Genomic DNA, 24,498 nt, shown 5'->3' on the forward strand with positions numbered 1-24,498 from the left:
ATTACTTCTGTTTTTCATCAAAAGCATCTGCCATAAGTAAAAATTTAGGCTCTGCTCTTGTATATGTGTTAATCATAGGGACTAATCGTTGAAAATGTTCACTAGCACAATGCACATCAAGCGCAGCATGATCAGGCCATTGTTCAATAAAGACAAAGTGACCTGGATCTTTTTCATCAACATATAAATTATAGCTAATACAAAGAGGCTCTTTCTTAGTCGCCTCAACAAGTTCACGATAAAGAGGCAAAACAATTTCTATCGCTTCTATTTTAATAAAATCTTCAGCAATCACTTTTAACATTACATTTTCCTTACTGTAATTGAACGGCACAGATACTGTATAAAAACACAGGCAAATATAGTCTAGTTAACTTAAGAGATCTACCCTCTTTACATAAGAAAAGCGCTTTTTAAAAACAATAAAACCCCCTTAGCTTTTCAGGCTATCCTCTTTATCTTTCTTTAAACACTCGATTTCTAGCCAATGCGTGAATAGCTTTGCTTTGTGTATAAACACATCTATATCATCGCTTGGATTTATGCTTTCAGATAAAAGATAATTAATATTTTTATGTTGCTCATAGTAATTAGCTTTTAGTATTTTTACGTAATCCTCTAGAGTTTCAGGCCAATGCTCATCTTTTTCACTACGTAAAATATTCACTGAACGAATTAATTTTCGAGCAATCGCTCTTTGTATATGACGTTTTTCAATAAGAAAATCTTTTTGGTATATTTGCTTAATATATCCCTCTACAACTTGGGCAAAGTCACCGTTGATTGCCAAAGCAATTTTTCTTGATGGAGCAAATGGCGAAAAATGTTGTGTCAAATCATCACCCAAAATACAACGACAGTGGTGTTTTAACCAATACCCCCAACTGTATAAATTGTTGGATGCCAATACTTCGCTTAAAACACCGATATCGAAATCAACTTTGCTGACAATAGGGTGTAATGTACCTAGCATTACCCTTGTTTTATCTAATTGCTGATTTTCAAATTCATCTATTTTATTTTTTAAAATCAAACAAATATCCAAGTCTGATTTTTCTGCTATTGCACATCCATTAGCAACACTCCCATAGACATAAATGCTGTGTAAATTCTCTTTTAATAATTGAGAAAGGTGCTCAACAACATCTGTAATGACAGGTTGAAATAGTGTTTGAAAATCTGTTGTAGGAGGTAAGCTTATTTTATTTACTTGAGAAGAAACCATAATTTTCCTTTGTAAGGTTTTATTTTTCTATTTGAAACCCTATCATTTTTTTAATCGTGAACCAATTTTGAAAACAAAGGTAAAACAGCTCAGTAATCTGTTGAAGTGGTAAAGAAGTTCCGTTTTAGCCAGAAAGCAGTAAGCATCAAACATTTATCTTCTGTGTGAGTGAAAATATGCGTTTAAATAATGTGGATTCTCTTTATATAATAGCAATTCATTAAGTAATGTAGAGAAAGTGGGATTGGGGGTTGACATGTGGCTTGAACAATTTGGTGTACTCAATATCTGGACATATCTTGCAGGTATGTTTTTTATTATTCTTGTTCCTGGCCCCAATACACTCTATGTGCTAAAAACAAGTGCATCAGGCGGTGTTCGCGATGGATATCGTGCAGCATTTGGAGTCTTTTTAGGTGATGCTATTTTAATTTTCCTCGCCTTTATTGGTGTTGCATCTGTAATAAAAGCCTCTCCTTTACTCTTTACTATTGTTCGCTTTTTAGGTGCTTTTTATCTTCTCTATTTGGGAATAAAAATTATCCATGCCACTTTTTTCTCCAAAAAAGTCCTTTCAGAACAAACAACAACTGTACAGAAACACGTTTTTAGAAAAGCACTTACATTAAGTATGACTAATCCTAAAGCGATTTTATTTTATATCTCATTTTTTGTGCAGTTTATCGATTTTAATTATGCACATACTGGATTATCTTATTTAATTCTTGCTTCCATGCTTGAAGCATTTAGTTTTATCTATCTCTCTTTTCTAATATTTGGTGGTGTAGCCCTTGCTCGCTTCTTTGGCTCACGTAAAAATATCGCTAAACTAGGTAATGGTGTTATCGGGCTTTTCTTTATGGGATTTGCGACTAAATTAGCGACATTAACATCATAAGTTTTAATAACAGGCACCGATTAAAAAAATGGCAATTAAATAAGATTGCCATTTTTCTATCTACGGTTACTTACGTATATTAATAAAATATTATTCCCATTAATTTATTAAATACTATTCATTCTCATTTTGGTTTAGTTTAAAAACTGTTTTTTACTTTACTGTTATTATTTAACTTTATTTATTCGATATAAACTTGATTAATATTACTAAAATAACCCATTAGTCGATATATTATAAAGTATATAGCTATATAAATAGGTATTGAGATGAATAGCCAAATTGTTATTGACTCTAAAAAATGTATTGGCTGTAAGACATGTGAAGTTGTTTGTTCAGTCGGTCATACATCAGAAAAAAATGGAAATGATTTTTTCAATAAAAAGAATTTCCATCCAAGGATCCGCATTATTAAATTAATGCATCAATTTACTGCTTCTATTTGCCATCAATGTGAAGATGCACCTTGCGCCCAAGCTTGCCAGACAAAAGCATTAGTGCGTGGTGAAAACTTTGTCGAAACGCACCCTGAAAATTGCATTGGGTGTAGAGCTTGTCTTTTAGCTTGCCCATTTGGCGCCATTGAGCTTGAGAAAAAAGCGTATTCCGCATCTACTTCTTGTTTAGATCTTGGCCAGCAATTTCAAATTGATATCGTTAAATGTGATTTGTGCAATCATAGAGAACAAGGCCCTGCTTGTGTTGAGTTTTGTCCTCAAGATGCCTTAATCTTTGTCTCTGATAATGAATTGTCACAATTAACTGCTGAACGTAGAAAAAACTCTATTTTACGAGAGCTACCAACGATGCCTTATTAAGGTTTATGCCTATAATGATCGCTACGTGACACAAAAAATTTAATAGCCTTATTCAGTTTATATAAGGCTATTACTTTATTTATCAGTGCAGCAAATTATTATTTTTCAATACAGAGACTCAGAAATACTAACTACAATATTTTTAAAAATAAAATCATTCAACGAAGTACACCATCCAACCAAAAGATAATTTGAAGCAGTTTTTGACTGATAATTAAGGACAGCTGTACTTAATAATTGAAAAATTTTTTCCACTTCCTGCTCAGATTTAACTTGAAATACCATGATTTTATATTCTGAGTCTGCTTGAAGAAGTTTACTAAAATCATAATTAAAGTACTGATCAGAAACTTCAATTTCCATTGTAAGAATAACTCGTTTTAAATTACGTTGACAATCGAACTCTCTCCACACGAAGTCATATAACCATTCTTTAGAATGAGTTTTATTACATGGTCGTGATTCATATTTTAAGCGCGCCCCTTCAATACAAAATCTTTCTTTAATTGCTCTGTTTTTATCAGGGCTCCGCCAAATTTCCTGTTTCCATTTGCTCTCATCACCTTTTATTCTAGCTTTATTTATTTTTTCTTTTACCGCATCCTCGCGGATTTCCTGAAACCATTGCTTAAAAGCCTCAATCAAAATTTCCTCCAATTACACAACAATAAATTTTAACTAAGTATCAGCCTGGACAATTATATACACTATTACGTCTTACTTTTTACCACCTTGAAAGCGCGTAACTGTAGTTATCTATATCGAAACCACCCTACCATCTGGTATCATTGTCAACTTATCAATTTTCTTGCCATAAATAACTTTGTTTTTCACACAACTTATCATTTGAGCCTATAAGATATTTTATTGATTTATCATATTGTTAAGGCATCAAGACAGCGAAGAACAAAGCCTTGGTTAGCAAGTTACAGAATAATCAGCAACGATATAGAACCGTAAAAAATGAGCATCCCAAAAGAGCAGTATAATTTCAACAAACTACAAAAACGCTTACGCCGCGATGTTGGGCAAGCTATCGCTGACTTTAATATGATTGAAGATGGCGATAAAATCATGGTCTGCCTTTCTGGCGGTAAAGATAGCTACACGCTACTTTCTATCTTAATGAATCTGCAAAAAAGTGCGCCAATAAACTTTTCACTTATTGCTGTTAATTTAGACCAAAAACAACCCGGATTCCCTGAGCATATTCTACCTGAGTATTTAAATGAGCTTGGTGTGGAATATAAAATTGTTGAAGAGAATACCTATGGGATCGTTAAAGATATCATTCCTGAAGGTAAAACAACCTGCTCTTTATGCTCACGTTTACGTCGTGGTATTTTATATCGCACAGCAACAGAAGTTGGTGCAACTAAAATTGCTTTAGGCCACCATCGTGATGATATTTTAGAAACATTATTTTTAAATATGTTTTACGGTGGAAAGCTTAAAGGTATGCCACCTAAATTAATGAGTGATGATGGGAAACAAATCGTTATTCGTCCTCTAGCTTATGCTCGTGAGAAAGATATTGAGCGTTTTGCACAAGCTAAGCAATTCCCAATTATTCCATGCAATCTTTGTGGCTCACAGCCTAACCTTCAACGCCAAGTGATTAAAGAGATGCTAAGAGATTGGGATAAACGTTATCCTGGTCGTATTGAAACTATGTTTAGAGCAACTCAAAATATTGTCCCATCACATTTATGTGATACTCAATTATTTGATTTTGTGAACATCAAGCATGGTGATGCAGTCATTAATGGTGGCGATTTAGCTTTTGATAAAGACGATATTCCAACCGTTCCAGTGATGTTCCAAGAAGAAGATGATGAACGTCCTGACTTTAGCCAAAACAAACTCGATATTGTTGAAGTGAAATAATGCACTATCTCCTAAGCCTTGCATTCGGGGCTTAGGATTTTTATGACTAAATAATAGCCAACAATAAATTTAAGCAAAAAAAACCGATGTTAATAAACATCGGTGTAATAATGGTCAATTATTCTGTATTAAGAACTCAATATGAGAAAAACTACAATTATGGAGCACAACGTTCATCGCTCAACGTTGTATTCACCTGCGAGAGTTATAATGCCAGATGTTCTATTTTAAAAAATTGATATATCTCAAACAGGGTTAGAGAATTCTTTTTTAAATCCATTTAGTTACGATTAATTTGCTGAAAATTTACAACCATCTACTACGCTTTAACCACCAAGTAACAATCACAATCAAAACAAAGAGAGATAAACAAAAGATGGTAAAACCATAAGGAAACTCATTTCCGGGTATTCCGCCTAAATTGACACCAAATAGCCCTGTTAGAAATGTTGTTGGTAAAAATAACATCGCCATTAGTGACATAGTGTAAGTACGTCTATTCATCGCATCAGCCATCATCGATGTTATTTCATCAGCAATCACTGCCGTACGAGAAATACTACTGTCCAAATCCTCTAAACGTCGAGAAAGTCTTTCTGAGATTTCCAACATCGTGACTCTATCACTATCACTCATCCATGGTAGTTTTTCGATAGAGAGTCTCGAAAATACATCTCGTTGTGGAGCCATATAGCGACGTAATACAATCAATTGTTTTCTTAATAATGCAAGTTCACCTCTTGCGGGTATTTGTTGATCTAGGATCATATCTTCCAATTCAATTAATTGGTCATGTAGGGTCTCAACAAATTCGCCTATTTCATCAGTCACAGCATCAGCCATAGTAATTAGCCAATCACCACTATTTTCAGGCCCATTACCTAGTTCTAAGGTATGAATAACAGAATCTACAGAATTGACTCGGCGGTGACGACTAGAAACAATAGTTTGACTGTTAATATAAATTCTAAAAGCAACAAGCTCATCAGGTCGATCATTAGGATTATTATTAATTGTTTGCAGGTTGATGACGATACCTTCACCAATGCGCTGTGCTTTTGGTCTGATGTTCTCTGCAAGCAATATATCTTTAGCAATAGGTGGAAGTAATTCTGTCTTTTGTATCCATTGAGCACTTTGTGGTTTGCGGTAATCTAAATGCACCCAATATGGATTTTCATTTGTTGCAACAGTCTCCATTGTGATTTCTGTTGCTCCTCCATGCCCATCAAGTTGTGCTGTATAAATAGCATCTGCATCTTGTATAACAGAGTCATTAACTGTTTTCACTTAGCTTCCTCCATAACTTTTGCTTTAAAGATAATACTTGAATTCAATGCTCAACTGTCAAATATGATTAATCTACCTTCATTTTATAACGCTATGTTTTAAAATGTTATTCTATACTTTTTTCTAGTTAGCTGTATATCAACGTTACTGTTGCTTAATTCATCCCAAATTTCTATTTATCTTTATTACTTTAAGATTATTACACTAAATTGAATACTAATAATTACGTTAGGATATTAACACTTAGAATAACAACAGGTAACTTATTTTATTTATAGGAAAAAAGTTACCTGTTGTAATTTATAATAATTATCTGTCTGGTGTATACTAAATATTCTTTAATACATTTATTGCACCCTAAAAATAAGGTCATCAATATGAAAAAATTTATCGCTATTCCTTTATTTTTGCTTTTAGCTGGATGCAATGACGCAACTTCAACTAAAAGTGCGGATACAACACCATCGGCAGGGACAACAAAAACGCTTCTAGTGGATCCACAACTCTATGATTGTGTTGGTGTCGCACCAATGAAATGTATGAAGGTGAAAGAATTACCTTCTGGCGAATGGTCTCTGTTCTATCAAAATATTGATGGTTTTGAATATAAAGCAGGTACTGAATACACATTAAAAGTTAATGTTACAGATATTCCTAACCCTCCAGCAGATGCACCAAGTGTGAAATATACACTGATTGAAGTTGTAGATAAGAAATAAAACGCCCCCCTAAAATCTAACTCACAATAGGTATTAAAACCTATTGTGAGTATTTTCACTTATTGCGCTCAATTTCCACTCCCTTCTATTTAAATAATAACGTTTCAGTTCATTACCACTTGAAATAATTAACAAATTTTATATTAATTAATGATTAGCTATTTATAATAGCTTTATTTTTTATTAAGTTTAAAAATAAGCACACGAACTTTTTTTAGGAGTATTTTCAATCAATTAATATTGAAATCAACATTTATTTTACTAAAAATAGCGTTCTACACATCAACATAGAAACCCTATAATGAATAAATTAGCCCTTCTTTTAATTAGCTTTGCTTTATCTTATTCTTCTACATTACATGCCTATGATAAAACACATACCCTCTCTGCTGGTTATATTTACGGCAAAATAAAAGGCGATACTGCAAAAGGAGAGATAATCAGTTATCGATATGAAACAGAAAACACTTGGGGGATATTAATTTCTCTACTGCATTTAAATACAAATCATAAAGAATATTTTATTGATCCTCGTTTTACCACACCGTCAATAATAAAATACCGAACTAAAACCACAGGCCTATTAATCGGCCCAACTTATAGAATAACACCTGAAATTTCTGTTTACGCTCAAATGGGACCTAATAAATTGAAATATCAGGAAGATAAACATCACCCTAAAATAAACACAACAGATTCTCACATTGTAAATACAACAAGTGTAATTGGTCAAATTGGCATCGATTATAATCCTGTTAAGGATATCTCATTTAGCTTCGGCTATCTTTACTCTGATACCACAGCAAATAAGCGGCATCTTGAATTAAGTGTGTTACAATTATCTCTAGGATTTCGTTTTTAAACGACTTTCTAATAACCATTGATAATCAGCAATTTAATTTAATAATAAAGAAAAATGAATGGATGATTCTACTTTTAAATTACTCAAACACCATTATAAATATATTAGGCTTTATTACAATTAAGTATTTGTATCTGTAAATAAATTAAGACATAACATTTAACATCAAACACATTGCACAATTGGTCAAAACAATACCATAAAAATGTATTAACATATCTCTTGCAATGTTTATTCCTTTTGAGTCTCCTTCTGTTTTTATAACAGAGGGATTTTTTTTGTTATAAATATTTTATTAATCACTGTAACAGTTAGATACAATAAAAAACGTGCAAAGAAAGCCTTAAAAATATAATTTATATCCAGACGATAAGTCACCCTGCTTTATTTTGCTACGCCCCTTTTTTTAAAGGGGTTCTTTTTTATTGATACTCTCGTCTATTTTCTCACACTTATTTAGTTTTCTTATTATTGATACATGCCATCGTATGAATTACAACTGCTTTACATTCTATTTGTACATAAAATAAAAAAACGCCCCAAAATAAATTTTAACTTTGAGGCATGATTTATATTTTATAACATTACTGCTAAATTAAGATTTTGTATTGACTTAATTTTAAGCTTTTTATTTAGCTTCTATCTTAATGCTTCAGAATATAAAGCGTATGGCTATATGCAACATCTTCTGGATTCTTAATTGGATAACCTTTTAGCCACGGCTTTATTAATCGCCCATTTGTATATTGATAAATAGGTGCTATTGGTGCATCTTCAGCAATTATTTGCTCAGCACGGTTATACAAACTATTTCTCTCATTTGCATCAATAGCCATACCAGATAAAGTTAACACTTCATCATATTGCTTATTCTGATATTTAGGGATATTACCGGTGTGCTTAGAACCTAATAAGCTTAAAAAAGTAGAAGGCTCATTATAGTCACCAACCCATGATGCCCTTATAACATCAAAATCCCCCGAATTTCGGCTATCAATATATGTTTTCCATTCCTGATTACGTAATTCGACTTTCACCCCTAACTTTTTCTTCCACATAGAAGCAACTGCAATAGCAATTTTCTGATGATTCTCTGAATTATTGTACAGTAATGAGAGTGTTAATGGATTATGAGGGCCATACCCAGCAGCCGCTAACAAGATCTTAGCCTGACTGTCTAATTCATCTTGATTGTATTCATCATAAATTGTAGGTTCTGGGATAAAGCCCGCAGTTACATCAGGCGTGAAACGGTTTGCTGGTTTCTCCCCAGTTCCTAATACTTTATCAGTGATAATTTTTCTATCTATCGCCATCGCTAACGCTTTACGTACACGAATATCTTTTGTTGGCCCTGATTGAGTATTAAAAGCATAATAATAAGTCCCTAATTGGTCAGGAATATAAACTTCATTAGGAATATCTTTCATTAGTTTATGATATAAATTTTTCGGGAATGACTCTGTAATATCAATATCACCAGCTAAGTAACGTTTAGTCGCATGTGATTCATGATTAATAGGCACAAAAGTAACTTTGGTTAATACTGTATTTTTATGATCCCAATAATAAGGATTTGGCGTTAATACAATCTTCTCATTAACGACTCTGTCTTTTAAAACAAAAGCCCCATTTCCGACTAAATTACCAACTTTAACCCACTCAGCACCATATTTTTCAATACTCTGATGAGGCACAGGATATAACGAAAAATTAGTCACCAAATTAGGGAAATAAGAAACGGGTCGTTCTAACGTGACTTTTAGTGTTTTTTCATCAATCGCTTCTACACCTAATGATGTTGGTTTTAGTTTTCCATCAATAATCTTTTGTGCATTTTCAATCGATGCAAGTGATGCATACCATGCAAAAGGCGAAAGATTTTTAGGATCAACTAGCCTTTGCCAACTATAGACAAAATCTGTTGCTGTTACTTTTTCACCATTGGACCATTTCGCATTATCACGTAAAGTAAAAATCCACACGCGATTATCTTCTGTGCGCCAACTCTGAGCAACCCCTGGAATGGGGCGTCCATACTCATCTTCTATCGTCAACCCTTCAAACAAATCACGTTGCACTTGAGCTTCTGTTAACCCTACTGCATTAATAGGATCGAGTGATGCAGGCTCATCTTTTAAATGTCGGACCACTTCTTGCTTTTTATCGAGTATCGTTCCTTCAGGTACTACTGCCGCATTTACCTGCGATATGAGTAATCCTTGAACGACAAGTGCACATGAGATGACGAATATTTTGCGCATGTCTGTTTCGTCCTGTAATCTGTATGAGAATAAACTGCACAATTATAAGAGCCTGATAAAAAGGCACAATCACTGATTACAAATATTTTATAAATTTTTATGTTTTTAGTGGTGACTATGCCAATAGTGGCAAATTTTAATAATGGTTAAGCATTAACGAGAATTATCGTTAATAATGAGTATTAATAACAGTTAGTCTGACAACTAATAAAGGAGAACAACAATGGCACATCAAGTTACTTTACAAGGAAATGCAGTGGCACTAGCGGGTAATTTCCCAGCAGTAGGTCAAAAAGCTGCAGATTTCTCTCTTGTTGGTAAAGATCTTAGTGATGTTTCTTTAGCAAATTTTGCAGGTAAACGTAAAGTTCTAAACATTTTCCCAAGTGTAGATACGGGTGTTTGTGCTGCAAGTGTTCGTCAATTTAATAAAGTTGCAAATGAATTAAATAATACGGTTGTTTTATGTATTTCAGCTGATTTACCTTTTGCTCAAGCACGTTTTTGTGGCGCTGAAGGCTTAGATAACGTTGTAACATTATCTACAATGCGTGGTGCTGAATTTAAAGAAAACTACGGTGTTGCAATTACATCAGGTCCATTAGCAGGCTTAACAAGCCGTGCAGTTATTGTTTTAGATGAAAATAACACTGTTATTTATACTCAATTGGTTGATGAAATTACCACTGAACCAAATTATGATGATGCTTTAAAAGCACTGAAATAATATTGATGAAAAAATAGACGAGTTTCATGCTCGTCTATTTTTATTATGCAAAAAATCCTACCACTCTATTAATCTTCAGATTTATCACTCTTTTTATTTGTAAGATTATATTCTCTGAGCTTATTCGCAATGGCAGTATGAGAGATTCCTAGACGTTTCGCTAACTTACGTGTACTTGGATAATCACGATATAAGCGCGTTAAAATTGAAGCTTCAAAGCGCTTTGTCATTTCATCTAACGAGCCTTCTAATAAGTCCTCATCAAATAATGTTTCATCATTATGTTCAGGCAAAGTAATATCTTGAATTCGTAGTGTATTTCCCACTAATTGTGCCATTGCTTGATAAACCGTATTTCTTAATTGGCGAACATTACCAGGCCAGCCATACTGTGTTAAATAAACCGATAATTCAGGCGATATGACGGGTTTAGTGGCTTGCTGCTCAATACAATATTGGTTAATAAAATGCATCGCTAACGGCATAATATCGGATTTTCTTTCTCGTAGCGGGGGTAGCGTTAACGTTAATACATTCAGACGATAATAAAGATCTTCTCTAAAGAGCCCTTTTTGCACCAATTCCCACAAGTTTTTTTGTGTCGCACAAATAATGCGAACATCAACATTAACCTCGTGCTCTTCACCTACGCGACGAAATGTCCCATCATTTAAAAAACGTAGAAGCTTAATTTGCATTTGAGGTGACATTTCACCAATTTCATCAAGTAAAACAGTTCCTCTATTGGCCTGCTCAAAAAATCCTTTTTTTCCTTCGACAGCATTAGGGTAAGCCCCTGCCGCATAGCCAAATAATTCACTTTCGACTACATCATCAGGCATTGATGCACAATTGAGCCCCAAAAAAGGGTTTCTAGCACGAGAACTAAGGAAATGGCAGGCTTTAGCAAATAAATCTTTTCCAGTACCAGTATCACCGACCAATAACAATGGCGCATCCATTTTTGCCATTTTTTTTGCTCGTTCAACGAGTTGTTTCATTTGAGAACTTACAGCAATAATTTTCTCAAACTCATGATTATCACTGACAATTAATTTTGAATGATCATGAACAACATCCCGATATTTCAATAAAATAAGAGCACCAACACAATGATTAGATTGATTATCATCTGCAAGTTTTATTGGTACTATTTCCATATCAAATTTTTGTTTTTTTAAATTGATTGGAATAATTTCAGCAGAAGGATCTTTTTGTTCTAACCAACGATGAATATTAAAATTAGGGATTAGTTGATTGAATGATTTCTCACTATTATCGTTAGCATCCAATTCAAACAATTCACGAGTTGCCGGATTTTGTAATTTTATTTGGCCTTTAATATTGATAGAAAAAACAGGAACTGGAACAGATTCTAGCAGTGTCCACATGGCTCGATGTTCTTGTTCTGATGGCATAAATGCAACCGTACGAACATCAATAACACCATTAATTCGCCGTATTTCTGCCATTAGCGGTTGAAAAATATCAAAATCAATCTGTGAAAAATTCAGGTAGATGAGGCCGATTGGAAATATTTCAATTCCACGTAAATCAATATTTTTTAATACTAATAGATCTAATAATTCACGGGTTAACCCGATGCGATCTTCACAAGTGATCTCTAAACGCATTATAAACCTTCTTAATACTGAGTGACCCTGAACCTATTCTAGATATTATACATAAATATCAACGAAATAAAGAGCCTTGTCAGCAAAAGTTGACACTACTAGCATTTATTTTTACACGGATAAACTTGTATTTTGATTTTAAACCAGAATTATTTATGCTTTAAAAAAGTCAAATAATGAAAATGAAGAGCTTTTTATTACTTTTTTTAGCTCAAAATCAATAAGGTATTCGACATCCTTGACCAAAGGACTTAGTTCTCGACGGATCACTTTTTTGATCGTTTTACATCCATTATCAAAACAGAAAAGAAGATATTCTAATGCTTTTATTGCCCTCTCTTTCTTATCTGACTCCGTCAAATATTCAAAAAATTGGGATGTCTCTTTTATTTGAATTGATTTAGACTGTTTTTGATATTCTCTCTTTTTAATCTCACTAATCGTCTCACAAAGAATAGGAATTAAAATGCTGAGTTGACTATCAATATGTGAGACATTAAATGCTGAACTTAGATAGAGCTTACGCCTTTCTTTAGAGAGCTTCTCTATTACTGGCATTTGTATTTCTTTCATTTTTTAACCTAGTTATTGTGATGGTTACTTATTAATCACTTCTCAGTTTTTATAAATAAAAACTATCTCTATTTATTCAATAGCAAATCACTTACAAATGAGCTATTTGAAAGTATATTGAGAGAATAGCGCTGTAATATGTTTTTTATGGTGATATTTAACGCTATTTATAGCACTAAATTCAAGACTATTTTCTTTCAAAAAAGGAATATTATGATTGGAATTGCAAATTTTTCACTAGAGAAATAGGTATTAATCTTTTAATACAAAAGATTATATTAAATTTATCGCTGGTGAGTTCTTATTCTTTTTAAAAGTTTTTTATCACAATGATTTGTTATTAAAACAGTAGCCTTATTGCCAATAAAATAATAAAAATACTTTATATTATTTAATCTCTTATTTTAAGATAATATTTCACCACTTCCTTCATTAAGGTTATTTTATATAAATAATACTTTTGCTCATTTTTATACAAAAAAAACCGCAGAAAAGCTTCTACGGTTTTTATTTAGAATAATTAAAAGGTGAAAATAATAATTTATTCTTTTCTCTTGCCACCAATTGTAGTTTTTAATTTTCCTATTAATTCTTTTCTAAAATCGCCTAACTTAGGTTTATTATCATCAATCCATGGCAAAGGGCGACATAATTCCATGGCTTTTATTCCTAAACGTGCCGTTAATAAACCAGCTCCAATACCTTGAGCTGCTCTTGTTGATAATCGAGCTGCAAGATCTTGTGAAAGCCAGTCCATTCCGACTTCTCTAACCAATTCTGTCGCACCCGCAAATGCAATATTAACCAGAACAAGGCGAAAGAGTTTTAAACGACTATAGTAGCCTAATTCGATACCATAAATTTCCGCTATGCGATTAATTAAACGAATATTACGCCAACCAATAAAGGCCATATCAACCATCGCCAGCGGGCTAACTGCGATCATTAAGGTTGATTCAGCAGCAGAACGACTAATTTCGGCTCTTGCTTGTTTATCTAAAATAGGTTGAACAAGTTGGCTATAAAGTTCTAATACTTCTTTGTCATTGTGTGTATCGTGTAATGCACTTTGCCAACGAATTAATGCAGGATGTTGTGAACTAATGCCTGCTTGCTTAGCGAGTTTTTCGCAAAATGGCCGCCCGTTCCCCATCGCATGGCTATAAAGTAATTCTTTTGCTTTATCTCTTTCATCTGCGCGTTGACGTAAACGATAAATACGACGCCACTCTGTTATAACTGATCCAATACCAGCAATAACAATTAATCCACCAGCACTGGCTGCTCCCAACGCAATCCAGTCAGAGCTTATCCATGAGTCATAAATCCATTGCCCTGTTTGGGCTATAACACTAACTCCTAAAATGGTACCCGCAATCGTTAATAACCGTTTCCAGATACTTTTTTTCGGTTTTAAAATGGATTGAACATCACCTTCTAATTGCCCTTCATTCTCTTCATCTAATTGTGGATCAATAGGCAAAAATTGCTCATTCTCATTAAAGCCAACACCTTTTTTCAAGGTAACTTCTTCTTGAAGTATGGGCTCTTTAAAATCAATTCGCGATTTTAATGGCTCATTCATTTTAATTTATCCCCTAACAAAAATTCCATTGCACTATCCATACGAATATGAGGAACCGCACTATCTCTTGATATTTGCTGTGGTCTAAAAGATTCGAAACTAAAACCTTGTTTTTCCCAAAATGCTTTTTCAGGTAATCGCTTAGGAACCTCACCAGGGAAATACACCAACGGCTTGTTATCGCTTAAACGGAAACCTTTTAATGCTGGGATTTTTTCACCGTGATGATCAACGATCCCACTTTCAGTCGCTGCAATAGAAGCAAGCCCCATGCAATCAATGCTGATCCCTTCAAAAATAGCATTTTGTTTAGCATCTTGAATAAGCTGTTGGAGCAATGACACTAAATTTTCATGTTGATCAACTGTGATATGGTCAGCTTTTGTGGCTGCAAATAAAAGTTTATCGATACAAGGTGAAAATAAGCGTCTAAGCAAGGTTCTTTTTCCATAATGAAAACTGCGCATTAATTGTGTTAATGCTTGGCGCATATCATTAAAAACATCCGCACCCTGATTTAAAGGTTGTAGGCAATCAACCAAAACAATTTGTCTATCAAATCCTTGGAAATGATCACGATAAAAGCCTTTTACCACATGCTGCCCATAATATTCATAACGCTGTTTAAGCATACCAATATTAGTACGTTTATCTGCGTTCTTTAATTTAGCAATATCGTATTTTTGTAAATCAGTCCAAGGAAAAAACTGCAAAACAGGGGCTCCCGCTAATTCACCTGGTAAAACAAAACGTCCTGGTTGAATAAAATGAAGCCCCTCTTTTTTACATGCTAATAAATAGTCAGTGTAAGCAGAGGAAATATCGGCTAATAACGTTTCATCAGCTGGTGCAAAGGGATCACACTTTTTAAGAAGTAATTGCCAATTTTGTTCTGGTGATGCTCTTTGGCGATTGACCTTATTTATTTGCTCTGACCATTCAAAATAGTCTTGTTCGAGCATAGGTAAATCTAATAACCACTCACCGGGATAATCAACAATTTCTAAATAAAGTGAAGATGTCTCTTTTATAAAACGTGTTAAAGATTCATTAGAACGATAACGAAGCTGTAAACGAATTTCACTAACCCCTTTAGTAGGAACAGGCCAACTTGGAGGCGTATGATAAAGCGATTCCATGCCTTCATCATAAGTAAAACGAGGAATATTTAAATTATGCTGAGGAATACGTTTTACGCCTAGTAGTTGCTTATCTCGTGCAGCCGTAAATAGCGGTAAACGCGCCCCAGTGTGTACATTAATAAGTTGATTAACTAATGAGGTAATAAATGCTGTTTTACCACTTCGACTTAATCCGGTTACGGCCAAACGAAGATGTCTATCAACACCGCGATTAATAAAAGCTGTAAGTTCATTTTGTAGGCGTTTCATGTTTCTCCCAAGACACTTGACGCGATAGCTTATTAAAGCCTGCTTTAATAACAGGCTCAGCTATCAATAGAACCAGCCAACGTAACGGTTTGCTACTTACTCGTTTTAATATACCGCCTGTAATTGCTGCTGGTCCGAATAAAGTGAATAACATTACCCCAAATGTTAACCCTTTTTTGGCTAATTGGGCGAGTTTATTTGTTTTTGAAGAAACGAATATTTGATTAGAATTCACAATACACTCCTCAATCAGAAAGTTTACTCTCTCACAAGATAAGCGTTGAAAAAGATTAACGAGCTGAAAGAAAGACGCTCCATTTTAGGAGCGTCTTATCAGATTAAATGGCAAAAATATTACAAATCTCGAAAGCGTTTATTTAATTGATACGTAGAAGAAGTAATATAACGTTCCATTTGTTGTAAACGTTTTTCACCTTGCATCAATTGATTATCCACTCCGCTTAAAATTTCTTTTAAGCTCTCTTGCTGATCTTCACCTTGCTGGTAATTAGCAGGAGCCGGCTCCATAAAGAAACTTAGGACAAGATAAGCAATAATAGTTAAACCGAAAAAGCCAGCAAACAGCGCAATCACCGCAATAACCCTGACAAGTAAAACAGGAATATTAAAATAATGGGCTAGGCCTGCGCATACGCCACGGATCACGCCCTCTTGTGGCAAGCGATACAATTGTTTGCTCTGCATCGTCATTATGATTGCCTCCAGTTAGGATGTTCTGCATCAAGTATTTGTTCTAATGTCTTAATGCGCTCCTGCATTTGCTGAGCCTTATCCACCAGCGCGCTCAGTCGCTGCATTTCTTGTTGGGTTAGCTGAACATTACCTCCACCTTTCTGGCTGTTGTAATGCAACCACAGCCAGATTGGAAGAATAAACAAAATAAAAATGGTCAGTGGTATTCCCAGAAATATATAGCCCATTACATATCCTTTATAAGATGGTTATTACGCTTGCTGTTACTCTTTGTTGATATTGATTTTAGCTTTTAATGCCGCTAATTGCGCGCTAATTTCGTCATCAGCTTTTAATTCAGCAAACTGTTGGTCTAATGATTTCTCTTTACCTAACCCGTAACTTTGGGCTTCACCTTCCATATGATCAATACGGCGTTCAAACTGCTCAAAACGCGCCATTGCTGCATCCATTTTGCCACTGTCTAATTGACGACGAACTTGGCGAGATGAGTTCGCTGCTTGATGACGCACAACTAAAGACTGCTGTTTTGCACGTGTCTCAGTCAGTTTATTTTCTAACTCGCTAATTTCACCTTTTAAACGAGTTAACGTTTCATCAATAATAATGAGTTCGTGTTTCAATGTGTCATTAACTGATGCTACACGTTGTTTTTCGATTAATGCCGCACGAGCTAAATCTTCTTTTTCCTTAATAAGAGCCAGCTCTGCTTTATCCTGCCAATCTTTCATCTGTTTTTCAGCTTGTTCGATACGGCGTTCTAATCCTTTCTTTTCAGCTAAAGTACGTGCAGAAGTTGTACGAATTTCAACTAACATATCTTCCATTTCTTGGATCATTAAGCGGATCATTTTTTCAGGATCTTCCGCTTTATCTAATAAAGAAGCGATGTTGGCATTAATAATGTCAGCAAAACGTGAAAATATACCCATGATGTCATCCTTAATAGCTATGCTAATTAGTAACGTTGAATTATTTCAATAGTGGTGCACTGTCGTAACACCTGCATACTTTAGTTAATACAATTTGCGTGCCAACTTTTGGAATTCACTTAAGCTATTAATAATTGGTGATTTATATTATTCGCCTATTTTTAGAACACCTGATAAACTGGCAAAAAATACCTCAATATGGTGAATTTAACCAATGAATGAGAATTTAGAGACAATAATCGGTGTTGATAGTCAATTTATTGATGTATTAGAACAAACCTCAGCGCTTGCTCAATTAAAAAAGCCTGTATTAATTATTGGTGAAAGAGGTACTGGTAAAGAGCTGATCGCTCATCGATTACACTATCTTGCTCCTTGGTGGCAAGGGCCTTTTATTTCAATCAACTGCTCTGCACTCAATGATAATTTACTTGATTCTGAACTGTTTGGTCATGAAGCAGGTGCTTTTACGGGCGCTAAAAATCGTCATCAAGGCCGTTTTGAACGTGCCGATGGAGGCTCTCTTTTTCTTGATGAACTAGCAACTGCTCCGATGCTTGTGCAAGAAAAGCTCCTGCGCGTCATTGAGTATGGTCATTTAGAGCGTGTTGGTGGCAGTCAATCTCTGCATGTTGATGTTAGGCTTATTTGCGCGACAAATGCAGATTTGCCCGCAATGGCAGAAGAAGGTAAATTTCGAGCCGATTTACTCGATAGATTGGCGTTTGATGTGATTAGGCTCCCGCCATTAAGAGAGCGACGTGCTGATATTATGTTACTTGCTGAAAATTTTGCTATCTCAATGTGTCAAGAATTAGGTTTACCCTTCTTTCCCGGTTTTAGTGATAGCGCATGCCAAGTGCTTTTAGATTATTCGTGGCCTGGTAATATTCGTGAGCTAAAAAATGTTGTTGAACGTTCAGTTTATCGTCATGGAACCAGTGATAATGTACTCAATAATATTATTATTGATCCCTTTGCTGGCCTTCAAACACCAAAAACCCCCATATTAAAAAAATCATCTAAAGAAAATTTTTCAATGCCTACATTACCGTTGGATTTACGCCAATGGCAAAATGATGTAGAAAAAAATTTAGTTAATGATGCATTAAAAGAGAGTTTATATAACCAAAAAGAGGCGGCTGAAAAGTTATCACTAAGCTACGATCAATTTAGAGGGTTAATTAAAAAACATCAAATAACAACTTAATATATTGATAAACATAGTTTTTTAATCGTGAGGGATTTTATAAATAATAGGCAAAAAAAAAAGCCAGCACCCGAGCTGGCTAGTAAAAAAATACTGGAAGCAATGTGAGCAATGTCGTGCCCTCTGCGGAAAACCTCTTACCGCCGAAGGACAATACGGATGATAATCTTTATCATTAGCATTTGTAAAGCATTTTATTGAGAATTTTTCTCACTTTGCTTTTTTGACTATTTTGGGATAGGAAGTTTTTTAAGTTACAATAGCAAAATCGTTTCTCTAAAAGACATTATTTATGCGCCCTATTTTATTTATTGGTACTTTGCTACTCACCTTTACAAGTGCAACTTGTATCGCGGATGTAGCAGCCAAAACACAAGCGCCATCTATAACGCTTGAGCCAACTCCAATTAATCAAAATGGCTTTGTTTATTGTGTTGATGGCAGTGTAAATACCTTTAATCCACAATTATCAAGTAGTGGATTAATTATTGATCCTTTGGCTGCACAGCTCTATGACCGTCTTTTAGATGTTGACCCTTACACTTATCGTTTGATCCCTGAAATCGCAGCTCGATGGGAAACATTAGATAACGGCGCAACCTACCGCTTTTATTTACGTAAAAATGTCTCTTTTCAACAAACATCGTGGTTTACACCAACACGAAAACTTACCGCTGATGATGTTATTTTTAGTTTTGAAAGGATGATCAATCCACAAAACCCTTTCAATCAAGTTAATGGTGGTAAATATCCCTATTTTGATAGCTTAAGTTTTGCCAATAATATCCAATCGATAAAAAAACTAGGCCAATATACGGTAGAATTTAGCTTAAAAGAGCCTGACGCCTCTTTTCTATGGCATTTGGCAACACATTACGCCCCTATTCTTTCTGCTGAATACGCACAGAATTTAGAAAAATCAGGTGATCAAACACTACTTGATTGGAAACCAGTAGGAACAGGTCCTTTCTTTCTAGATGAATATCAAGCGGGACAATTTGTTCGTTTATTTAGAAATAAAGACTACTGGAAAGGCCAACCAAAGATGCAACAGGTTGTTATTGATATGGGTGCAGGTGGTACAGGCCGTATATCTAAATTACTCACGGGTGAATGTGATGTTCTAGCCTATCCGGCAGCAAGCCAATTAAAAGTCTTACGTGACGATCCGCGACTAAGGTTAACGTTGCGTTCTGGTATGAATATCGCTTATTTAGCCTTTAACACCAGTAAACCACCACTCAATGATCTTAAAGTTCGTCAAGCTATTGCTTATGCCATTAATAATGAACGTTTAATGGAATCTATTTATTATGGTACGGCTGAAACAGCTGCGTCAGTACTTCCTCGTGCATCTTGGGCTTATGATAATCGAGCAAAAATTACAGAGTATAATCCTGAAAAATCGAAACAAATCCTTAAAGAGCTAGGCCTTGATGGACTGAAATTAAATCTTTGGGTGCCTAGCGCTTCGCAATCTTATAACCCAAGTCCATTAAAAATGGCTGAACTTATTCAAGCAGACTTAGCGCAAGTTGGTATTCAAATGAATATCCGGCCTATTGAAGGTCGATATCAAGAAACGAGCATGATGGATCGCACCCATGATATGACCCTATCAGGTTGGTCAACTGACAGTAACGATCCCGATAGTTTTTTCCGACCTTTATTTAGCTGTGCAGCAATTCGTTCACAAACTAACTTGAGCCATTGGTGTTTACCTAGCTTTGATGATATTTTGAAAAAAGCGCTTTATAGTCAGCAGCTTGCTTCAAGAATGGATTATTATCATGAAGCACAAGATATTCTTGCCCAAGAATTACCTGTATTGCCTTTAGCTAACTCTTTACGTATGCAAGCATATCGTTATGATATTAAAGGATTGGTATTAAGCACCTTTGGTAATGCGTCTTTTGCTGGTGTTTATCGAGAGGCAGAAGTAGACGAACAAAATCACAAGAAAGAGGCTATAAAATAATCTATGATTATTTATTCAATACGTCGATTACTTTTATTACTTGTGACACTGTTCTTTTTGTCGCTAGTGAGCTTTAGCCTGAGCTATTACACCCCCAATGCCCCATTAAGTGGTGCATCACTCACCGACGCCTACTTTTTTTATGCCCATAATATGATCCACTTTGATTTTGGTATTTCCTCTATCAATGGTGAGCCTATCAAAACACAATTAGTGGAAGCACTTCCAGCGACCATGGAGCTTTGTACATTAGCCTTTCTTTTTGCCCTTATTGTAGGTATTCCTGCTGGTATTATTGCAGGGGTTTGGCGTAATAAATCCGCTGATATTATTATCAGTAACTTCGCGCTCTTAGGTTTTTCTGTCCCTGTATTTGGGCTTGCATTGTTGTTAACTCTTTTCTTCTCATTAAAACTGGGTTGGCTGCCTGTTTCAGGTCGTATAGATTTGCTTTATAACTTGCAACCTATTACTGGCATTGCATTAGTGGATGCATGGTTGTCTGATTCACCTTATCGCCAACAAATGATCATTAATGTATTACAACATCTAATTTTACCCGTAATAACGCTGGCTATTGCACCAACCACTGAAGTTATTCGATTAATGCGAAACAGTACGGAAGAAATTATGGCAGAGAACTACGTGAAAGCAGCTGCAACTCGAGGTCTCTCACGTTTTACAATTATTCGTCGCCATATTCTTCATAATGCTTTACCACCTATCATCCCTAAATTAGGCTTACAGTTCTCCACCATGCTTACACTGACTATGGTGACAGAAATTGTATTTAACTGGCCGGGACTTGGTCGTTGGTTAGTCACTGCAATCCGCCAACAAGACTATTCAGCTATTTCAGCAGGTGTAATGTTAGTGGGTTCAATGGTCATTATTGTCAACGTGTTATCCGATATTGTGGGCGCAATGAGCAACCCAATGAAACACAAGGTGGGATATGCCTTTAGATAGCCAATTTTATAAAGAGAAAAAAACACCCACACCCGCAGCGGTGATTTGGCAATGTTTTTCTAAAGACGTTATCTCAATGGTAGGATTTTATGGCGTTCTTTTTCTCTTAGCGCTCAGTATTATAGGCCCTTATATTGCGCCTTATGCACTCGACCAACAGTTCTTTGGTCATCAACTAACGCCACCGTCTTGGTATCAAAACGGCAATGTCTCCTATTTCTTTGGTACAGATGATTTAGGACGCGATGTATTTAGCCGAATTTTAATTGGTACAAGCATGACCTTTGGTGGTGCATTTATTGTCACTTTTGCAGCGACACTGATGGGGTTAATAATCGGCTGTTTTGCAGGCATGACCCATGGCTTAAAATCCGCCATTCTCAATCATATTTTAGACACACTATTATCAATCCCATCCTTGCTACTTGCTATTATTGTTGTGGCTTTTGTAGGAACAAGCCTTGGTCACGCCATGATAGCAATTTGGCTGGCGTTGTTACCTCGTTTAGTCAGAATGATTTACTCTGCTGTTAATGATGAATTAAACAAAGAGTATGTGATTGCTTCTCGACTTGATGGTGCATCAAACATTTCCATTTTATGGTACACCGTACTGCCTAATATCACGCCTGTATTAGTTTCTGAATTAACACGCGCATTCTCAATTGCTATTCTTGATATTACAGCATTAGGTTTTCTCAATTTAGGCGCTCAACTTCCTTCACCCGAATGGGGAGCGATGCTAGGCGATTCCTTAGAGTTAATTTATGTTGCTCCTTGGACAGTTTTAATTCCAGGCGCCACTATTATGATAAGCGTTTTACTGGTGAACCTTTTAGGTGATGGTTTACAGCGTGCAATAAATGAGGGAGTTGAATAATGCCTTTATTAGATATACGCAATTTAACCATTGAATTTATGACTCCCGATGGCCCAGTAAAAGCGGTAGATCGTGTTTCTATTACCTTAAATGAAGGTGAAGTAAGAGGCCTTGTTGGCGAATCGGGATCAGGTAAAAGCTTAATTGCAAAAGCGATTTGTGGCGTTACGAAAGATAATATCAGTGTGACAGCCGATCGTTTCCGTTTTGATGATATCGACTTACTTAAATTATCACCAAGAGCACGACGCCGTGTTATTGGCCATAATATCTCAATGATTTTCCAAGAGCCACAATCTTGTCTTGATCCTGCCACAAAAATTGAGCAACAACTTATACAGGCAATTCCCGGCTGGACTTTTAAAGGACATTGGTGGCAACGCTTTCATTGGCGAAAACGCCGTGCAATTGAACTATTGCACCGTGTGGGTATTAAAGATCATAAAGACATTATGCGCAGTTACCCTTATGAATTAACGGAGGGCGAATGCCAAAAGGTGATGATTGCTATTGCTATTGCAAATCAACCTCGGTTACTGATTGCGGATGAGCCCACTAATGCAATGGAACCCGCAACACAAACCCAAATCTTTCGTTTACTAACCCGACTCAATCAAAATAACAATATGACTATTTTGTTGATTAGTCATGATTTGCAATGGATGAGTAAATTGGCGAATAAAATTACGGTTATGTATTGTGGGCAAACTGTCGAAACAGCATCTCCTGACGAGTTGTTAGTAACACCTTATCATCCTTATACTCAAGCGCTGATCCGCTCTATTCCCGATTTTACTAACTCATTAGCACATAAGAGTCGTTTAAATACATTACCCGGTGCAATCCCCTCACTTGAGCATTTACCCGTGGGTTGTCGTTTAGGGCCTCGTTGCCCTTATGCACAACGACAATGTATTGAAGCACCTCGGTTACGTTTATTTAAAAACCATGCCGTGGCTTGCCATTTTCCATTAAATGTGGAGCCAACTGATGTTCGATAAACTGCTTGAGGTGAAAAACCTATCAAAAACATTTCGCTATCGTACTGGATTATTTCGGCGTCAACAGTTAGAAGCCGTAAAACCTGTAAGTTTTACGCTAGAACCCAAGCAAACTTTAGCCATTATTGGTGCTAATGGTTCAGGAAAATCCACACTCGCGAGAATGTTATCAGGTGTGACTGAACCTACGGGTGGTGATATTTTTATTAATGGGCATCAACTAACTTTTGGTGATTACCCTTATCGTAGTCAGCGAATTAGAATGATATTTCAAGATCCCACTAACTCATTAAATCCGCGCCAACGTATTGGTCAAACATTAGAGATCCCTTTACGATTGAATACAGACTTAAGTGCGATTGAGCGTGAAAAACGAATTTATCAAACATTACGCCAAGTCGGCCTTTTACCTGAACATGCAAATTATTATCCTCATATGTTTGCATCAGGTCAGCGCCAGCGAATTGCGCTTGCACGAGCATTAATTTTACAACCCCAAGTTATTATTGCCGATGAAGCAATAGCTTCACTGGATATGTCTTTACGCTCTCAAATTATAAACTTGATGTTAGAACTGCAAGAGACCCATGATATTGCCTATATTTATGTGACACAAAACTTAGGCATGACAAAACATATTAGCGATAAAATTATTGTGATGGATAATGGTGAAGTCGTTGAACGTGGCAATACAGCAGAAGTTCTTGCATCACCATTACATGAAGTCACACGAAGATTAGTCGCAAGTCACTTTGGTGAAGCCTTAACAGCAGAAGCTTGGCGTCAAGATTTAACTTAAGCGTAAACAATATAGGCATAATGTTAATTGCATATTATTTCGCCCTTTTCCCTTCACTCCTCGGAGGTGCTAGGGAAATTAAACAAATTTACAAATGTCGTGGTAGAATCAGCCACGTTTATTAACAATAAGCGTGATAACC

25 protein-coding genes are annotated in these 24,498 nt (G+C 35.5%); 12 read left to right on the forward strand and 13 right to left on the reverse strand.

Annotated elements, in window-relative coordinates; genetic code table 11:
• Position 1 precedes the first annotated feature (1 nt).
• Entirely contained in the window at positions 2-304 is a 303-nt protein-coding gene (locus GTK47_RS13775; protein WP_165124109.1) for a putative quinol monooxygenase, read from the reverse strand.
• A gap of 129 nt (positions 305-433) precedes the next feature.
• Positions 434-1,225 carry a nucleotidyltransferase domain-containing protein gene (locus GTK47_RS13780; RefSeq protein ID WP_165124112.1) on the reverse strand — a complete coding sequence of 264 codons (792 nt, stop codon included), beginning with the start codon at positions 1,223-1,225 and terminating at the stop codon, positions 434-436.
• Between the two features lie 256 nt (positions 1,226-1,481).
• Here GTK47_RS13780 and leuE point away from each other — a divergent pair, with 256 nt between their 5' ends.
• Together leuE and GTK47_RS13790 are read left to right on the forward strand one after the other, a co-directional pair.
• Positions 1,482-2,123, forward strand: a complete 642-nt coding sequence (leuE, locus tag GTK47_RS13785; RefSeq protein ID WP_165124114.1) for a leucine efflux protein LeuE — start codon at positions 1,482-1,484, stop codon at positions 2,121-2,123.
• Positions 2,124-2,392: 269 nt separating this feature from the next.
• Positions 2,393-2,941 (forward strand): 4Fe-4S dicluster domain-containing protein, encoded by a 549-nt coding sequence (locus GTK47_RS13790; protein WP_165124117.1) that lies wholly within the window; start codon positions 2,393-2,395, stop codon positions 2,939-2,941.
• Between the two features lie 105 nt (positions 2,942-3,046).
• On the opposite strand, the gene GTK47_RS13795 is transcribed toward GTK47_RS13790, so the two are convergent.
• The gene (locus tag GTK47_RS13795) at positions 3,047-3,586 is read right to left on the reverse strand and encodes a hypothetical protein (protein WP_165124119.1); all 540 of its coding nucleotides are present in this window, start codon (positions 3,584-3,586) and stop codon (positions 3,047-3,049) included.
• A gap of 318 nt (positions 3,587-3,904) precedes the next feature.
• Here GTK47_RS13795 and ttcA point away from each other — a divergent pair, with 318 nt between their 5' ends.
• Positions 3,905-4,828 carry a tRNA 2-thiocytidine(32) synthetase TtcA gene (gene ttcA / locus GTK47_RS13800; RefSeq protein ID WP_165124122.1) on the forward strand — a complete coding sequence of 308 codons (924 nt, stop codon included), beginning with the start codon at positions 3,905-3,907 and terminating at the stop codon, positions 4,826-4,828.
• Between the two features lie 306 nt (positions 4,829-5,134).
• Here the strand turns inward: ttcA and zntB are convergent, their stop codons facing one another.
• The gene (gene zntB, locus GTK47_RS13805; RefSeq protein WP_165124125.1) at positions 5,135-6,118 is read right to left on the reverse strand and encodes a zinc transporter ZntB; all 984 of its coding nucleotides are present in this window, start codon (positions 6,116-6,118) and stop codon (positions 5,135-5,137) included.
• Between the two features lie 377 nt (positions 6,119-6,495).
• On the opposite strand from zntB, the gene GTK47_RS13810 reads away from it, so the two are divergent.
• Positions 6,496-6,837: a DUF4377 domain-containing protein gene (locus tag GTK47_RS13810; protein ID WP_165124128.1), complete on the forward strand. Its 342-nt coding sequence runs from the start codon at positions 6,496-6,498 to the stop codon at positions 6,835-6,837.
• Positions 6,838-7,138: 301 nt separating this feature from the next.
• Positions 7,139-7,699 carry an Ail/Lom family outer membrane beta-barrel protein gene (locus GTK47_RS13815; protein WP_165124131.1) on the forward strand — a complete coding sequence of 187 codons (561 nt, stop codon included), beginning with the start codon at positions 7,139-7,141 and terminating at the stop codon, positions 7,697-7,699.
• Positions 7,700-8,343: 644 nt separating this feature from the next.
• On the opposite strand, the gene GTK47_RS13820 is transcribed toward GTK47_RS13815, so the two are convergent.
• Positions 8,344-9,963 carry a peptide ABC transporter substrate-binding protein gene (locus GTK47_RS13820; RefSeq protein ID WP_165124134.1) on the reverse strand — a complete coding sequence of 540 codons (1,620 nt, stop codon included), beginning with the start codon at positions 9,961-9,963 and terminating at the stop codon, positions 8,344-8,346.
• A gap of 223 nt (positions 9,964-10,186) precedes the next feature.
• On the opposite strand from GTK47_RS13820, the gene tpx reads away from it, so the two are divergent.
• Entirely contained in the window at positions 10,187-10,690 is a 504-nt protein-coding gene (tpx, locus tag GTK47_RS13825) for a thiol peroxidase (protein ID WP_165124137.1), read from the forward strand.
• A 68-nt stretch (positions 10,691-10,758) separates the two neighbouring features.
• Here tpx and tyrR read toward each other — a convergent pair whose 3' ends face one another.
• The 8 genes from tyrR to pspA form a co-directional block, all read right to left on the reverse strand.
• Complete coding sequence (gene tyrR / locus GTK47_RS13830; protein WP_165124140.1) at positions 10,759-12,324, reverse strand: transcriptional regulator TyrR; 1,566 nt, start codon at positions 12,322-12,324, stop codon at positions 10,759-10,761.
• Between the two features lie 153 nt (positions 12,325-12,477).
• Complete coding sequence (locus GTK47_RS13835; RefSeq protein ID WP_241256031.1) at positions 12,478-12,897, reverse strand: hypothetical protein; 420 nt, start codon at positions 12,895-12,897, stop codon at positions 12,478-12,480.
• 541 nt (positions 12,898-13,438) lie between these two features.
• Positions 13,439-14,482: a YcjF family protein gene (locus tag GTK47_RS13840; protein ID WP_165124143.1), complete on the reverse strand. Its 1,044-nt coding sequence runs from the start codon at positions 14,480-14,482 to the stop codon at positions 13,439-13,441.
• Positions 14,479-15,873, reverse strand: a complete 1,395-nt coding sequence (locus GTK47_RS13845; RefSeq protein WP_165124146.1) for a YcjX family protein — start codon at positions 15,871-15,873, stop codon at positions 14,479-14,481. The genes GTK47_RS13840 and GTK47_RS13845 overlap by 4 nt, the downstream gene beginning before the upstream one ends.
• Positions 15,854-16,108 carry a peptide permease gene (locus GTK47_RS13850; protein ID WP_241256032.1) on the reverse strand — a complete coding sequence of 85 codons (255 nt, stop codon included), beginning with the start codon at positions 16,106-16,108 and terminating at the stop codon, positions 15,854-15,856. The genes GTK47_RS13845 and GTK47_RS13850 overlap by 20 nt, the downstream gene beginning before the upstream one ends.
• Positions 16,109-16,227: 119 nt before the next feature.
• Positions 16,228-16,584, reverse strand: coding sequence for an envelope stress response membrane protein PspC (pspC, locus tag GTK47_RS13855; RefSeq protein ID WP_072062533.1), 357 nt, complete (start codon positions 16,582-16,584; stop codon positions 16,228-16,230).
• Positions 16,584-16,814, reverse strand: coding sequence for an envelope stress response membrane protein PspB (gene pspB, locus GTK47_RS13860; RefSeq protein ID WP_069369279.1), 231 nt, complete (start codon positions 16,812-16,814; stop codon positions 16,584-16,586). Before pspB ends, pspC begins: the two co-directional genes overlap by 1 nt.
• A 36-nt stretch (positions 16,815-16,850) precedes the next feature.
• Complete coding sequence (pspA, locus tag GTK47_RS13865; protein ID WP_072062534.1) at positions 16,851-17,519, reverse strand: phage shock protein PspA; 669 nt, start codon at positions 17,517-17,519, stop codon at positions 16,851-16,853.
• A gap of 214 nt (positions 17,520-17,733) precedes the next feature.
• Between pspA and pspF the strand changes: the two genes are divergently transcribed.
• From pspF to sapF, 6 genes are all read left to right on the forward strand, one after another.
• Positions 17,734-18,729 (forward strand): phage shock protein operon transcriptional activator, encoded by a 996-nt coding sequence (gene pspF / locus GTK47_RS13870; protein ID WP_165124149.1) that lies wholly within the window; start codon positions 17,734-17,736, stop codon positions 18,727-18,729.
• Between the two features lie 292 nt (positions 18,730-19,021).
• A complete protein-coding gene (sapA, locus tag GTK47_RS13875; protein WP_165124152.1) occupies positions 19,022-20,707 on the forward strand; it encodes an ABC transporter substrate-binding protein SapA in 1,686 nt (561 codons plus the stop codon).
• 3 nt (positions 20,708-20,710) lie between these two features.
• Entirely contained in the window at positions 20,711-21,676 is a 966-nt protein-coding gene (sapB, locus tag GTK47_RS13880; protein ID WP_165124155.1) for a putrescine export ABC transporter permease SapB, read from the forward strand.
• Complete coding sequence (gene sapC, locus GTK47_RS13885) at positions 21,663-22,556, forward strand: putrescine export ABC transporter permease SapC (protein WP_165124158.1); 894 nt, start codon at positions 21,663-21,665, stop codon at positions 22,554-22,556. Before sapB ends, sapC begins: the two co-directional genes overlap by 14 nt.
• Complete coding sequence (gene sapD / locus GTK47_RS13890; protein WP_165124161.1) at positions 22,556-23,557, forward strand: putrescine export ABC transporter ATP-binding protein SapD; 1,002 nt, start codon at positions 22,556-22,558, stop codon at positions 23,555-23,557. The genes sapC and sapD overlap by 1 nt, the downstream gene beginning before the upstream one ends.
• A complete protein-coding gene (gene sapF / locus GTK47_RS13895; protein WP_023582326.1) occupies positions 23,547-24,356 on the forward strand; it encodes a putrescine export ABC transporter ATP-binding protein SapF in 810 nt (269 codons plus the stop codon). Before sapD ends, sapF begins: the two co-directional genes overlap by 11 nt.
• The last annotated feature ends 142 nt before the right edge of the window (positions 24,357-24,498 follow it).

The organism is Proteus sp. ZN5 (genome assembly GCF_011046025.1).
In the GTDB taxonomy this organism is placed as follows: Bacteria; Pseudomonadota; Gammaproteobacteria; order Enterobacterales; family Enterobacteriaceae; genus Proteus.

Excerpts from the sequence above, each read along its gene's own strand:
- GTK47_RS13845 (WP_165124146.1), bottom strand. The coding sequence starts at position 15,873 with ATGAAACGCCTACAAAATGAACTTACAGCTTTTATTAATCGCGGTGTT.
- tpx (WP_165124137.1), top strand. The coding sequence starts at position 10,187 with ATGGCACATCAAGTTACTTTACAAGGAAATGCAGTGGCACTAGCGGGT.
- tyrR (WP_165124140.1), bottom strand. The coding sequence starts at position 12,324 with ATGCGTTTAGAGATCACTTGTGAAGATCGCATCGGGTTAACCCGTGAA.
- sapA (WP_165124152.1), top strand. The coding sequence starts at position 19,022 with ATGCGCCCTATTTTATTTATTGGTACTTTGCTACTCACCTTTACAAGT.
- GTK47_RS13790 (WP_165124117.1), top strand. The coding sequence starts at position 2,393 with ATGAATAGCCAAATTGTTATTGACTCTAAAAAATGTATTGGCTGTAAG.
- GTK47_RS13775 (WP_165124109.1), bottom strand. The coding sequence starts at position 304 with ATGTTAAAAGTGATTGCTGAAGATTTTATTAAAATAGAAGCGATAGAA.
- GTK47_RS13840 (WP_165124143.1), bottom strand. The coding sequence starts at position 14,482 with ATGAATGAGCCATTAAAATCGCGAATTGATTTTAAAGAGCCCATACTT.
- GTK47_RS13810 (WP_165124128.1), top strand. The coding sequence starts at position 6,496 with ATGAAAAAATTTATCGCTATTCCTTTATTTTTGCTTTTAGCTGGATGC.
- sapC (WP_165124158.1), top strand. The coding sequence starts at position 21,663 with ATGCCTTTAGATAGCCAATTTTATAAAGAGAAAAAAACACCCACACCC.
- GTK47_RS13820 (WP_165124134.1), bottom strand. The coding sequence starts at position 9,963 with ATGCGCAAAATATTCGTCATCTCATGTGCACTTGTCGTTCAAGGATTA.
- pspA (WP_072062534.1), bottom strand. The coding sequence starts at position 17,519 with ATGGGTATATTTTCACGTTTTGCTGACATTATTAATGCCAACATCGCT.
- GTK47_RS13780 (WP_165124112.1), bottom strand. The coding sequence starts at position 1,225 with ATGGTTTCTTCTCAAGTAAATAAAATAAGCTTACCTCCTACAACAGAT.
- GTK47_RS13815 (WP_165124131.1), top strand. The coding sequence starts at position 7,139 with ATGAATAAATTAGCCCTTCTTTTAATTAGCTTTGCTTTATCTTATTCT.
- GTK47_RS13835 (WP_241256031.1), bottom strand. The coding sequence starts at position 12,897 with ATGAAAGAAATACAAATGCCAGTAATAGAGAAGCTCTCTAAAGAAAGG.
- sapB (WP_165124155.1), top strand. The coding sequence starts at position 20,711 with ATGATTATTTATTCAATACGTCGATTACTTTTATTACTTGTGACACTG.
- pspC (WP_072062533.1), bottom strand. The coding sequence starts at position 16,584 with ATGACGATGCAGAGCAAACAATTGTATCGCTTGCCACAAGAGGGCGTG.
- pspF (WP_165124149.1), top strand. The coding sequence starts at position 17,734 with ATGAATGAGAATTTAGAGACAATAATCGGTGTTGATAGTCAATTTATT.
- ttcA (WP_165124122.1), top strand. The coding sequence starts at position 3,905 with ATGAGCATCCCAAAAGAGCAGTATAATTTCAACAAACTACAAAAACGC.
- sapF (WP_023582326.1), top strand. The coding sequence starts at position 23,547 with ATGTTCGATAAACTGCTTGAGGTGAAAAACCTATCAAAAACATTTCGC.
- pspB (WP_069369279.1), bottom strand. The coding sequence starts at position 16,814 with ATGGGCTATATATTTCTGGGAATACCACTGACCATTTTTATTTTGTTT.
- sapD (WP_165124161.1), top strand. The coding sequence starts at position 22,556 with ATGCCTTTATTAGATATACGCAATTTAACCATTGAATTTATGACTCCC.
- leuE (WP_165124114.1), top strand. The coding sequence starts at position 1,482 with ATGTGGCTTGAACAATTTGGTGTACTCAATATCTGGACATATCTTGCA.